This is a genomic window from Microcoleus vaginatus PCC 9802 (assembly GCA_022701275.1).
In the GTDB taxonomy this organism is placed as follows: Bacteria; Cyanobacteriota; Cyanobacteriia; order Cyanobacteriales; family Microcoleaceae; genus Microcoleus; species Microcoleus vaginatus_A.
In genome coordinates, this window is record CP031740.1 from 4,478,359 (window position 1) to 4,491,432 (window position 13,074).

The window sequence follows — 13,074 nt, forward strand, 5'->3', positions numbered from 1 at the left end:
AAAGTCCCGACTACAAACCGGAGGAAGGACTAAAGTCTTTGCTACAAACCGGTTTTTATAGACTTCTGCAACAGAGATATAATCTAGTTTTAGCTTGAGCAATGACAACACAACAAAAAACTTGGAGTCAAAGATTTGAATCGGCGCTGCACCCAGCGATCGCCCGATTCAATGCTAGTATTGGCTTCGATATTGAATTGATTGAGTACGACTTGACGGGTTCTGTCGCTCACGCGAAAATGCTGGCAAAAACAGGGATTATTTCCGCAGCAGAAGGCGAACAGTTAGTCAATGGTTTGGAACAGATCCGCCGCGAATACCGCCAAGGACTTTTTGTTCCGGGAGTTGATGCAGAAGACGTTCACTTCGCTGTAGAGAAGCGGCTGACGGATATCGTGGGAGATGCCGGGAAAAAGTTGCACACGGCCCGATCGCGCAACGATCAAGCCGGCACTGATACTCGCTTGTATTTGCGCGATCGCATCGCAGAAATTCGCGAGCAATTGCGGGAATTTCAAGGAGTTTTGCTCGATATTGCCGATCGTAACGTGGAAACTTTAATCCCCGGTTACACGCACTTGCAGCGCGCTCAGCCGATCAGTTTGGCTCATTACCTGTTAGCTTATTTTGAAATGACAGATCGCGATTGGGAACGTCTCGGCGATATCTGCAAGCGGGTGAATGTTTCGCCTTTGGGTTGTGGCGCGCTGGCGGGGACAACTTTCCCAATTGACCGACATTATACGGCAGAACTATTGCAGTTTGACAAGGTTTATGCTAATAGCTTAGATGGAGTGAGCGATCGAGATTTTGCGATCGAATTTCTCGCCGCAGCTAGCTTGATTATGGTACACCTGAGCCGCTTGTCAGAAGAAATGATTTTGTGGTCTTCTCACGAATTTGGATTTATTACGCTCAAAGATAGCTGCGCTACGGGCTCTAGCATCATGCCACAGAAAAAAAATCCCGACGTGCCGGAGTTGGTGCGGGGCAAAGCGGGGCGGGTGTTCGGTAACTTACAAGCCTTGTTGGTAGTAGTGAAGGGACTTCCTTTGGCCTACAACAAAGATTTACAAGAAGATAAAGAGGCTTTGTTTGATACCGTAAGAACGGTACAGGGTTGCTTGGAAGCAATGACGATTTTGCTGCGGGAAGGAATCGCGTTTAACGGCGATCGCCTTGCTGCTGCTGTTACGGAAGACTTTTCTAACGCTACAGACGTAGCCGACTACTTGGCCGCCAAAGGCGTTCCCTTCCGGGAAGCTTACAACCTTGTCGGCAAAGTCGTCAAAACTTGCCTTTCGGGGGGCAAACTCCTCAAAGATTTGACACTTGAGGAGTGGAAAGACTTGCACCCAGCCTTTGAGACAGACATTTACAGCGCGATCGCACCTCAGCAAGTGGTGGCGGCTCGCAATAGTTACGGGGGTACCGGGTTTGAACAAGTGAGAAAATCACTTATCGCTGCGCGCGATCGGATCGCCTAAACATCGTTGAATTATTGGACAAATTCCGGCTGGCTATCTCTACGAAAGAACGATCGTGTTTTCCACTCTGGTTCTAAGTTCGGCAGATAGCCTCAGCAATTAATCTTCAGCAGCAGCCATGTCTTTGTCTCTGCCACCGCTCATGGCGCCCATGCCACCGCCGTTGCCGCCGTCAAATCGTCTTCTCTTGTTGGAGAACATATCTTGATTTCTCCGCTTGCGAAACTTGCGAGCGTATGCTTGATTTCGTTGTGCCTTCTCTTTCTTGAGATTGCGGCGCTTAGCCATTCTGACCTCACTAATAAACATTGACAGTCCCCGGGCTTTCACGCCCAGGGATTCTTAAGTTTGACACTCTGTGCACTCTGGGTGACTAAGATTCTTGGTTCAGCGAAGTCACTTACTGGCGACAGGATTGCTCCAGCCAAAATATAGGTGTCTTCTCCCCAAGCGTAAATTCCGGTATGCCATACCGTACTCGATCAGTTCTCTTTATGTAGTTAGGTTTTCTTCAAATTTAGCTTTCCTAAACCGCAACACCGTTAGGTGTGACTACGCACTCAACTAATCCAGTTAAGTTTTTACGTTGTCTAGTTATACTCAATTTTAGACCGATGACGATCATAGCACACCCGGTACAAGACCCAGAAAAAAGAATACGGGGATTCAAGTCGGTGGGAATGCGGGCCCGATGGGACGCAATGTTTTCGCTCTTGCGGAATATTTCTATAAACTCTTGACAAAATACGACAAATGACGATTTATTCCGGTGACGTAGCTCCTGTCTTCAGCCTGCCCGACGCGCAAGGCAATGTCGTCAGCCTTGCAGATTTTCGAGGGCGGCGAGTTGTACTTTACTTTTATCCTCGGGACAATACCCCAGGCTGTACCAAAGAAGCTTGCGGCTTTCGCGATATTCACTCAGACTACGAGTCGCGCAATATTGCAGTCCTCGGCGTCAGCACAGACGGGGCCGAGTCTCACGCCAAGTTTGCAGCTAAATATCAACTGCCCTTTCCCTTGCTGTGCGACTCTAACGCCGAAGTTGCTACCGCCTACGGCTGTTACGGACTCAAAAAATTTATGGGAAAAGAATTTATGGGAATTACTCGATCGACTTTCGCGATCGACCCAGATGGTAGGATTGAAAAGGTTTATCGGAAAGTCAAACCAGAAACTCACGCGGCGGAAATCCTAGCAGACTTGCCAGACCTCTGGCGTGAATGAAAAATTAAAAATTAAGACTCCGGAGCTGCAAGCTAGGAGGCCTGAAGTTATTATCTCCTAAACAAGCTTTTGAGTTTATGCGTCGATTGTGGCAAATTGTACAAACTGTGCTGGGACTGATTTTTCGACATCCTGTGACTGGTACTGCGGTGATCCCCGTATTGCCTGACGGGCGAATTGTGTTAATTCGCCGCCGCGACAACGGTCGCTGGGCACTGCCGGGAGGTATGGTGGATTGGGGAGAGGATATTCCGACAACTGTGCGGCGGGAATTAGCAGAGGAAACAGGACTCGATTTAGTCAAAATCCGTCGCTTGGTGGGTGTTTATTCGGCTGCCGATAGAGACCCTCGCCTGCACTCGATTTGTATCGTGGTGGCTGCAGAGGTACAGGGCAATATGCAAGTTCAGGATACGCTTGAAGTCAGTGAGGTTGAGGCTTTTTTGCCCGAATCACTGCCCGAGGGCGCGCTCAGCCACGATAACGACCAACACTTACAGGACTATTTTCAAGGCCTGACAACTTTGGCGTAAATCGGCGGGGCATCCAAATTTGAGAAAAGTCGGAAATTACCTCGCCGTCAAAAATTGTCTGTGATGACTGTGGAATTAATTTTTAATGTTTTCCTACTTTAATTCACAATCTCTGAAGATTAAATTAATCATCTTTTTATTACTAAATATTTAACCGGATGTACTCACCGCTACGCAATTCTCGGGTCAAACTCTCTGTAGGGCAAATCTTCTGGCACGAAGTCGGTCAAGGCCCGAATTTAGTATTTTTACACGGTTCTTGGCAGGACAGCAGTCAGTGGCTGAGGACGATCGAACATTTGAGCCCCTACTACCACTGCTTCGCACCGGATTTGCTGGGGTTTGGCGACTCGGAACGCCCGAATCTTCATTATTCGATCGACCTGGAAGTAGAATGTCTCGCTCAATACCTCGATACTTTGAAACTGCGAGAGGTTTATTTAATCGCTCACTCTCTCGGTGGTTGGGTGGCCACCAGCTACGCTATCAAATATCCCGATCGAGTTCAGGGTTTGGTTTTGTTGGCCCCAGAAGGCCTCAAGGTTGGCAACCGGCGGGGGCGGTGGCAGACGGCTAGCTGGCTGATCGGCAAACCACCCCTCGGTTTTTGGTGGCTGCGATCGATCTATCCAATTGCTAAGTTGCTGGGTACTCAAAACAAGATTGACGGACTGCTAAATTTCAGACAGCAGTTGATTCACTCCCCAGTTGCGGTGCAGTTGCTCTTCCGGCGGCGGCGGGCTGAAATTACAGCGGAGTTAGTTGATGAGAATTTGCCTTTGCTGAAAGCGCCTGTTTTGGTGTTGCAAGGTTCTGAAGATACCTCGGCAGCTTCGTCTCTGTGTCAATCATATGCTGCTCTAGCTCCTAATGCCGAACTGCAATTGGTTAGTCCGGGGGAAAGCAATTTGCCGCAGGAAGTCCCGGATGTTGTTGCTAAGTATATTCGGGAATTTGCTAAGTGAATTGGTAATTGGTAAGGAATAAGAAAGAGGGCAGAAGGAATAATAATTGGGAGCATCTCACTTTTGCAGCAAAGCTAGAAATTGGAGTTTTGAGGCCGAAGGAAACAGTAAAGAGGGAAGAGGGAAGAGGGAAGAGGGAAGAAGAATTCCCTATTACCCATTCCCCTTAACAATGAGTCATAACTTATGACTCATAACTCATGACTCATTCCCAAAAAAATAGCCTCGGGCGCGTCAATTACGCCTGCGGCTGTATCAGGAAAGGCTGCGGTGAGGTATTTTAAAAGCATAGCGCGATCGCCCCCCGTGACCGCAATTTTGCTATCAGGAAACAAACACCGCCAATCTTCAATAAAATCCCTAACTCCTGCCACCGTCGCATACACAACTCCGCTTTGAATTGCCCCAGCAGTGTCTTTCGCCCAGCGGTGCGGCAGATTTTCTGGTAAACTAATTAAAGGTAATGCAGCGGTTTTTTTACTTAGGGACGATAACTGCAAACCCAAACCTGGTAAGATTGCGCCCCCAACTAAATACCTATTGACATCAGCCCCAGTAAATGTTAAAGCTGTACCAGCATCTATAAGTAAAATCGGCCAACCGAATTGGTTGCCAGCGCCCAGTACAGCCAAAGCTCTGTCAATTCCCAGGGTAGGATAGACTCCCCCGATCGGCAACTGGTTTAAAGTAATAATTCGGACATCAGGATAACTCTGCCAAATTGCTGTTTGCTGGGTAACTACTGAGGCCAAAATTAGAGGCAGCGGCACTAAAGAAAGTGTGTGAGGACTAGAAAAAGCGGGAGCAGCAGGAAGACAAAGGAGATTTTGAGAAGATACTTCCTCGATCGACCTCATTACTGTTTGCACCAAATATTCGGCCTTTTCCTGCTCGGAGAGCCGGGAAACAGTATCAGCATTGAGATGCTGTGTATCCCATGTTTTCTCCAGAGTTTTGCCCGCAAATAATCCCCAGTGCAACCGAGAATTGCCGATCGCCAAAGCTATTTTAATCTGGCTTTTACCTATTAATCCAGATATAAGGTTGTCGCTCCTTGCTGGCGAACGAAAATTGTCGGGAATTGAGTTTTCCATATTTATCGAGCGCGCGCAAACATTGAACTAAAGATAGATTTTAGATTAATTTTATTAGGTTAAGCGGGCAGCTAACTCTATTTGACATCTGACCAAGTTCAATGGCGCGCGCCAATTAGTATTGTGGGCGTCTGAGCGCATACTTGCTAAATATAAATATTTGTAAAGCAAATAATTGCTTTGCTCAGGCTGCATCCTTTATAATGTCTTAAGATATTCCAAAAGTCCTGGTAGCTGCGATGGGGCTGTTGGCGGGGTAAGCATAGGTTTAAAAAAGCCGACTCAATCAAAATACTGTACCACTCCTGAGTAAATATGTCTTTAAAAATACAAGAACACGAAAACCCCTGGCAAAGAGTAACTTCGCGGTTGCCTGAATCTGAAAATTGGAGACAGGAAGAAAGTCTTTCGCTGCCGGAAGTAGACCAACAAAAAGCCCTAATCGTGCAGATGCAGCAGCAAGTTCAGTTATCAAACTTGCTGAACCAAATTAATAACGAAATTCGCAGTACACTTGACATAGAAGAAATTTTGACATCGGCCTGCCGATTACTGGGGCAAGCGTTAGAGTGCAATCGCGTAAGCATTTTAGTCAAAGAATCAAATACAGAAAAAACTTTAGTCACGCGCGGAGAGTACAACGCGGGGGACTATCCGATCCAACTGGGAATGAAAGTACCGATGACTGACAACCCGCATTTGGCTGCCGTCGTGTCTCAGCAAGAGTCGCTAGCAGTGACGAAGTTTCTCGATTTTCCGGGATTGAATCCACAAACCCGAAAAATTGCCGAAGCTTTGGAGATTAAGTCAATGCTGGCAGTAGCTACTCGCTATCAAGGTGAAGTGAATGGCATAATTGGCTTGCATCAATGCGATCGTGTACGGGAATGGACTGATTGGGAACGGCAGCTTTTAGAAGGGGTAGGATCGCAATTGGCGATCGCGATCAATCAAGCCAAACTCTATAGCAAAACCAGGCGCCAAGCCGAACGAGAATCGCTGCTGCGGCTGATAGGCAACCAAATTCGCAGTACCCTAAATCTGGAAACTATCCTACAAACAGCGGTGAGGGAAGTCCGCCAAATGTTGCAGTGCGATCGAGTAATCATCTATCAGTTTCAAGACAACTGGCAAGGAAAAGTTGTTGTTGAAGATATGGTCATCCCTTGGCCTTCAATTTTAGGAGATATGGGGGCGGATAAGTGTTTCCGGGGAGATTACGCGGATCTTTACCAGCAAGGGCGAGTCAAAGCCATTAATGATATTTTTAATGCTGGTTTAGAGCCTTGTCACGTTGATTTCTTAGACCGTTTGCAGGTAAAAGCTAATCTGATCGTGCCGATTGTTACATCGAGAACTGAAGAAAGTTCCCCCGAAACAGCCGGAAACTATAATCCTAAATTTCCCGGTAGGCTGTGGGGTTTGCTTATTGCTCACGAGTGCCGGGATACCCGCAATTGGCAGCGACAAGAAATGGAGTTGCTATCCCAGATAGCCAACCAAATGGCGATCGCCATTCAGCAAGCAGAACTTTACAGCCAAGTCCAAGATGCTGCGGTAAAATCTCAAGCTCAAACCCAGCAGTTGCAGACTGCGTTAGAAGAATTGCGATCGGCGCAGCAGCAATTGATTCAAAGCGAAAAAATGTCAGGTTTGGGGCAAATGGTAGCCGGAATTGCTCATGAAATTAACAACGCCAACAATTTTATCCACGCTAACTTGTTTCACGCTCAAGAATATTTTAAAGCCTTGAACGAAGCTCTAGAACAGACCGGAAATGCCTGCCCGGAAGCAGCAGAGGCAATTGTCAGAATCAATGAAGAACTAGAACTCGATTACATTCGAGAAGACTTTGGTAAACTGATCAATTCAATGCGAGAAGGCAGCGGCAGGATTCGCTCGATCGTGATGACGCTGCGAAATTTTTCTCGTTTAGACCACGCTGAATTAAAACCAGTAGATTTGAATGAAGGTTTAGAAAGCAGTTTCTTGATGCTGCAAAATAAGCTAAAAACCCATATCAAAATACACAAGCAATACGGCAGTTTGCCGCCCGTCCAATGTCATGCCAGTCAAATCAACCAAGTATTTTATAATTTGATTGACAATGCTTTAGATGCCCTCCAATCAACGAGCAAACCGGGGGAATTAACCATTCGCAGTTGGCAAAGCGAGCCGAACTGGGTAACAATCTCTGTCCGCGACACGGGAAGTGGCATTCCTGCAGGAATTCAAGACAAGATTTTTGACCCCTTTTTTACTACTAAACCTGTGGGTAAAGGTACGGGTTTAGGACTTTCAGTGTGCTATCAGGTAATTGTTCAAGGTCACGGTGGCAAAATCAGTTGCGTCAGTCAGGTTGGCGAGGGAACGGAGTTTATTGTAGAGTTGCCCGTAACAAATCAGAGGGTTTGACACTTGAATAAGACTAATGCCACTGGCACACTCGAATCGACTTGTAGGGTGCTCTACTACTTTGATTATGAATGGATGATCGGGGGTTTCATATAGTAGAGCACCTTAGTAATGGTGACACAAATGTTCAGGACTGTTGAAGTAATATCACATTCGGGTTAAAATCCCTTTCTAAGACTCGGGGTTGAAACCAATCCGACACGAACTTTCGTGCGCCTCCGCAGATTAAATAATTAACCGTAAAATTGCAGTTTTGTCAAGACCTAATTTGTAGATTTTTGCAAAAACCTGGTCGATCGCCCCCTTCACATATCCATAACTTTGAAGTTACTTAACAGCCTCATAAGAAATTTTATAAAGATTTACAAAAAAAACGTGTCAGAATGGAAACAATAAGGTAATGGGTAAAAGACAAGGAGGCACTGATGGTAGCGCTGACTGAACGAGTCCAACGCAGATTGACGGTGGAAAAAGTCGAAATTGCCTCTGACACAACGGCAATTCGATGCCTGGACTGGGATAGAGACCGCTTTGACATCGAATTCGGGCTCAAAAACGGTACAACTTACAACTCATTCATCATTCGCGGTGAAAAAACCGCCCTCGTCGATACCTCGCACGAGAAGTTTCGCCAGCAATACATGGAAACTCTGACGGGCGAAATTGACCCCCAAGAGATTGACTATCTAATTATCAGCCACACCGAACCAGACCACAGCGGTTTAGTCAAAGACGTGCTGGCGCTGGCACCCCAAGCGATTGTCGTGGGGGCGAAAGTAGCAATTCAATTTTTAGAAAACCTTGTACACCAACCATTTGAGCGATTGGTAGTAAAAAACGGGGACAAACTAGATTTAGGAAACGGCCACATTATCGAATTCGTATCGGCGCCGAACTTGCACTGGCCCGATACTATTTTCAGCTACGACAGCAAAACTCAAGCGCTGTTCACCTGCGATGCTTTCGGGATGCACTATTGTTCCGACAGCACCTTCGATGACGATTTAGCAGCAGTTGAGGAAGATTACCACTTTTATTATGAGTGTTTGATGGCTCCCAATGCTCGATCGGTACTCGCTGCGATGAAGCGGATGGCAGAGTTGGGAGAAATCGGTTTAGTTGCGACCGGTCACGGGCCCTTGCTGCGGCACAATGTGGTGGAACTTACCGGGCGCTACAAAAAGTGGAGCCAAGCGCAAGCTAAGGCAGAAACCACTGTAGCGGTATTTTACACTTCCGATTACGGATTTAGCGATCGACTCAGCCAAGCGATCGCCCACGGTATCACCAAAACCGGTGTCGCTGTGGAAATGATGGATTTGAGAATCGCCGACTTGCAAGAAGTTGCTGAACTTGTCGGTAATGCTGCCGGCATCGTAATTTGTTCGCCACCGAGTGGCGGTACTGCTGCTGTGAATGCCGAAGCCGCAATCAACACAATTTTAGTTGCAGCTAACAACAAACAATCTTTCGGTTTGTGCGAATCTGGCGGCGGCGATGACGTATCTATTTACCCGCTGAGAAACAAGTTCAAAGAGTTGGGTTTAAAAGAAGCATTCCCCAACATTTTAATTAAAGAATCACCGACAGAAGCGAGTTATCAACTTTGCGACGAAGCCGGCACCGACTTGGGACAGTGGCTGACGCGGGACAAAGCAGTCAAACAGATGAAATCCCTCGATAGCGACCTCGATAAAGCTTTGGGACGAATCAGCGGCGGACTGTACATCATCACAGCTCAAAAAGGTGATGTTAGTGGTGCGATGCTAGCTTCTTGGGTAACGCAGGCAAGTTTTAAACCGCTGGGTTTAACAATAGCAGTTGCGAAGGATCGGGCGATTGAATCGATGATGCACGCCGGAGATAAATTTGTTCTCAACGTGCTCGAAGAAGGCAATTATCAAACTTTGATGAGGCACTTTTTAAAGCGTTTTGCTCCTGGTGCCGATCGATTTGCCGGAGTTAAAACTCAACCAGCAACCAACGGTTCTCCGATTTTGACCGATGCTTTGGCGTACATGGAATGCGAAGTAGTCAGCCGGATGGAGCTTTCGGATCATCATATCGTATATGCGATCGTCGATAGCGGCCGCGTCTCCAATCCAGATGCACTGCCGGCAGTTCACCACCGAAAAGTCGGAAATCATTATTAGGTAGGAATATCGGGTGCTTATGCGGCATCTTACCTACGCAAAAACTCTCAACGTAGGGTGCTTATGGCGAACCTTACCGGCAGCTAAACTTAGGGTGCGCCATAAGCCTTTTCTTACTTTTTGCTTTTCCATTTTCACTCTTAGGAATTGCCCATGCCTGCCAATCTTTTAGAAGACCGAGATTACACAATTATTATTGCCAGAAGCGATGCCAGCCGAAACCCCCAACATCCTTGGTACGAGGAGTGGGTAGAAGCACAGGCATCTCTGATTGACTTAGCAAAAAAATGTCAGGAATTTGACAGCGACGGCATCACCCTTTACGAAGCTTCTACTCCTATGTGGAAGTATAAAAATTCAACTGTTGGCCGGTTAGCTGAAATTTTGCAGCGACAAAATACGGAACCGGATTCAGCAAAACCGACGGCAACTAATTTGGAAGAAGCTCTTAAAGCAAGTTTTAGCGATTATTTCGCAAACAAAACAGACGGCAAAGGGAAGAAAGGAGCAATAATTGTTGCAGTCCTCGATGAAAAACCCGAACAAGTCGCTGCTGTCGCCGAAATTATTGTAAGTGCGGCAAATAAAATAGAGAAAGATGAAGAAATTGGAGTGAGCTTTATCCAAATTGGGGATGATTTAGAAACCAGGGAATTTCTGACTGATCTGGATACCAATTTACAGGGTAGAGGTGCAAGATTTGACATTGTAGATACCAAGTTTTGGCACGAAATCAAAAGAAGTTCTGTAGTTCAGTTTCTCATAGGTGCAATAAATGACTAACACTTTGATTAATAGACTCGCATCTGATGTCAAACCCCGCGACGTGCAGTTTATCCCGATCGCACTCGATACTTTTATTCTGCGATCGCGCACTTGGGCTCGACTCAAATTTGAAGTCGAGTATTCGCTGCAAAAGGGTACGACAGCAAATAGCTATATTATTCAAGCTGACAAAACTGCTTTGTTCGACCCGCCGGGGGAATCTTTTACTCAAAATTACCTGGAATTTTTACAGCAACGGGTGGACTTGACCAAGCTGGATTACATAATTTTGGGGCATTTCAATGCTAACAGGTCAGTAACAATTAAAGCTCTGGTAGAATTAGCTCCTCAAGTAGCTTTGGTTTGCACGAATCCCGCCGCAATTAGTTTACGAGCCGCTTTCCCCGACCAAGAATTAAACATTATGATCGTTCGGGGAGAAGAAACTCTCAATTTAGGAAAAGGTCACGCCTTAAAATTCATCGCGACTCCGACTCCCCGCTGGCCTGACCAACTTTGCACCTACGATCCGCACACTCGAATCGTGTTCACTGACAAACTATTTGGAGCTCACGTTTGCGGGGATCAAGTATTCGATGAAGGGTGGAGCGTTTACAGCGAAGATCGGCGCTATTATTACGATTCCCTGCACGCATCTCAGGCAAAACAAGTGCTGACCGCAATGGATAAATTCGCCGATTTACCCACAGCATTTTATGCTCCCGGTCACGGCCCGATCGTCCGTTACGGCCTTAATGAACTGAGCAATTTGTATCGGGAATGGAGCCAGCAACAAAATTCAAAAGACTTGACAGTGGCTTTGATTTATGCTTCGGCTTACGGAAATACGGCTACTTTAGCGCAGGCGATCGCCAAAGGAATTACGAAAGCCGGCGTTGCTGTAGAAAGTATTAACTGTGAATTTGCCGAACCAGGGGAAATTAAAGAGGCGATCGAAAAATGCGCGGGATTTATCATCGGAACTCCCACGCTAGCAGGACACGCTCCGACGCAAATTCAAACTGCTTTGGGAATAGTTTTATCTACTGCAACTAAGAGCAAATTAGCGGGAGTTTTCGGTTCTTTTGGCTGGAGTGGAGAGGCGATCGACTTAGTGGAAAACAAGCTGAAAGATGCTGGCTATAGAATTGGATTTGAGCCGATTCGAGCCAAATTTAAGCCGACGGCGGCGACGATTCACGAGTGCACAGAAGCGGGAACGGATTTTGCTCAAGCCTTGATTCGATCGCAAAAATTGCGGGCACCGAAACCGCAGTTAGCAGCAGGAAGCGATCGCACAGAACAAGCAGTAGGGAGACTCGTTGGTTCGCTGTGCGTAGTCTCGGCGAAGCGGGAGGATGTCACCAGTGCGATGCTGGCTTCCTGGGTGTCGCAAGCAACGTTTAATCCGCCCGGTGTGACGATTGCGGTGGCCAAAGATCGATCGATCGAATCTTTGATGTATGCCGGAGATAAATTTGTGCTCAACATCTTAGCAGAAGGGCGACAGTTGCGGAAGTATTTCATGAAAAACTTTGCTCCGGGAGAAGACAGATTTGCGGGAGTCGAAACAATGGAAGCTAGCAACGGCTGTCTCGTTTTGACTGATGCTCTAGCTTATCTGGAATGCCAAGTGATAAGTCGGATGGAATGCGGTGATCACTGGGTAGTTTATGCGGCGATTGAAAACGGTCATTTGCTGAAAAATGACGGGGTGACAGCGGTGCATTATCGGAAATCTGGGAGTCATTATTAAGGAATTTGTCATTCGTCAGAATTTTTGATTCGGGCTTCTGATTTCTGACGAATGACTTTCGATCGCCCACTCAAAAATATGTCATCATAAAATAACTGATAACTTGGACAGAGCGTGAGTCAACCAGACAAACTGCTAGCTAAAATCTTACTTGGTAATTCCGACGCCAATATACCCTTTGCTCAACTTTGCCAACTTTTACGCAGACTCGGCTTTGAGGAACGGATTCGCGGCAGTCACCACATATTTGCTAAAGATGGTGTTGAAGAAATCCTAAATCTTCAACCCAAAGGCTCGCAAGCCAAAGCCTATCAAGTCAAGCAAATTCGTGAGGTAATTCTCAAACACCAACTAGGAGGTAAAGACGATGCTTCGCTATGAAATTATCCTCTACTGGAGTCAAGAAGACCAAGCATTTATTGCCGAAGTGCCGGAATTACCCGGATGCGCCGCAGATGGCGAAACTTATCAAGAAGCACTACAAAATATAGAGATTGTTATGCAGGAGTGGATTGAGACGGCTCAGGAATTGGGGCGTTCTATTCCTCAACCGAAATCTCGCTTGATTTCGGCTTAGTTTAACGGTAATTTCAGGCGATAGTTGTGATATTTATCAAAGTTCGATCGCCTCTTTTTTATCCAGATAGAAATGCAAACTTGCATTCACACAATTAACTTT

The 13,074-nt window shown here is 46.5% G+C and carries 12 protein-coding genes; 10 read left to right on the plus strand and 2 right to left on the minus strand.

All coding sequences use genetic code 11. The features are described 5' to 3' along the window. The first annotated feature begins 101 nt into the window (after positions 1 to 101). Positions 102 to 1,487 (plus strand): argininosuccinate lyase, encoded by a 1,386-nt coding sequence (gene argH, locus D0A34_18180; protein ID UNU20552.1) that lies wholly within the window; start codon positions 102 to 104, stop codon positions 1,485 to 1,487. A gap of 99 nt (positions 1,488 to 1,586) precedes the next feature. Here the strand turns inward: argH and D0A34_18185 are convergent, their stop codons facing one another. Further along, positions 1,587 to 1,796: a hypothetical protein gene (locus D0A34_18185; GenBank protein ID UNU20553.1), complete on the minus strand. Its 210-nt coding sequence runs from the start codon at positions 1,794 to 1,796 to the stop codon at positions 1,587 to 1,589. Positions 1,797 to 2,240: 444 nt separating this feature from the next. Here D0A34_18185 and D0A34_18190 point away from each other — a divergent pair, with 444 nt between their 5' ends. The 3 genes from D0A34_18190 to D0A34_18200 all read left to right on the plus strand — a co-directional run bounded on the left by D0A34_18190 (position 2,241) and on the right by D0A34_18200 (position 4,212). After that, positions 2,241 to 2,714 carry a thioredoxin-dependent thiol peroxidase gene (locus D0A34_18190; GenBank protein ID UNU20554.1) on the plus strand — a complete coding sequence of 158 codons (474 nt, stop codon included), beginning with the start codon at positions 2,241 to 2,243 and terminating at the stop codon, positions 2,712 to 2,714. A gap of 77 nt (positions 2,715 to 2,791) precedes the next feature. Then, entirely contained in the window at positions 2,792 to 3,247 is a 456-nt protein-coding gene (locus tag D0A34_18195) for an NUDIX hydrolase (GenBank protein ID UNU20555.1), read from the plus strand. A 158-nt stretch (positions 3,248 to 3,405) separates the two neighbouring features. Next, positions 3,406 to 4,212: an alpha/beta hydrolase gene (locus D0A34_18200; protein ID UNU20556.1), complete on the plus strand. Its 807-nt coding sequence runs from the start codon at positions 3,406 to 3,408 to the stop codon at positions 4,210 to 4,212. Positions 4,213 to 4,403: 191 nt separating this feature from the next. Here the strand turns inward: D0A34_18200 and D0A34_18205 are convergent, their stop codons facing one another. Further along, on the minus strand, positions 4,404 to 5,306 hold the full coding sequence (locus tag D0A34_18205; GenBank protein ID UNU20557.1) for a pantothenate kinase: 903 nt from the start codon (positions 5,304 to 5,306) through the stop codon (positions 4,404 to 4,406). 315 nt (positions 5,307 to 5,621) lie between these two features. Here D0A34_18205 and D0A34_18210 point away from each other — a divergent pair, with 315 nt between their 5' ends. The 6 genes from D0A34_18210 (at position 5,622) to D0A34_18235 (ending at position 12,972) form a co-directional block, all read left to right on the plus strand. After that, positions 5,622 to 7,721 (plus strand): GAF domain-containing protein, encoded by a 2,100-nt coding sequence (locus tag D0A34_18210; protein ID UNU20558.1) that lies wholly within the window; start codon positions 5,622 to 5,624, stop codon positions 7,719 to 7,721. A gap of 425 nt (positions 7,722 to 8,146) precedes the next feature. Then, a complete protein-coding gene (locus D0A34_18215) occupies positions 8,147 to 9,874 on the plus strand; it encodes an MBL fold metallo-hydrolase (GenBank protein ID UNU20559.1) in 1,728 nt (575 codons plus the stop codon). 153 nt (positions 9,875 to 10,027) lie between these two features. Next, complete coding sequence (locus D0A34_18220) at positions 10,028 to 10,657, plus strand: hypothetical protein (protein UNU20560.1); 630 nt, start codon at positions 10,028 to 10,030, stop codon at positions 10,655 to 10,657. After that, positions 10,650 to 12,395, plus strand: a complete 1,746-nt coding sequence (locus D0A34_18225; GenBank protein UNU20561.1) for a flavin oxidoreductase — start codon at positions 10,650 to 10,652, stop codon at positions 12,393 to 12,395. The genes D0A34_18220 and D0A34_18225 overlap by 8 nt, the downstream gene beginning before the upstream one ends. Positions 12,396 to 12,509: 114 nt before the next feature. Next, complete coding sequence (locus D0A34_18230; protein UNU20562.1) at positions 12,510 to 12,776, plus strand: type II toxin-antitoxin system HicA family toxin; 267 nt, start codon at positions 12,510 to 12,512, stop codon at positions 12,774 to 12,776. After that, positions 12,763 to 12,972, plus strand: coding sequence for a type II toxin-antitoxin system HicB family antitoxin (locus tag D0A34_18235; protein ID UNU20563.1), 210 nt, complete (start codon positions 12,763 to 12,765; stop codon positions 12,970 to 12,972). The genes D0A34_18230 and D0A34_18235 overlap by 14 nt, the downstream gene beginning before the upstream one ends. Positions 12,973 to 13,074: the final 102 nt, after the last annotated feature.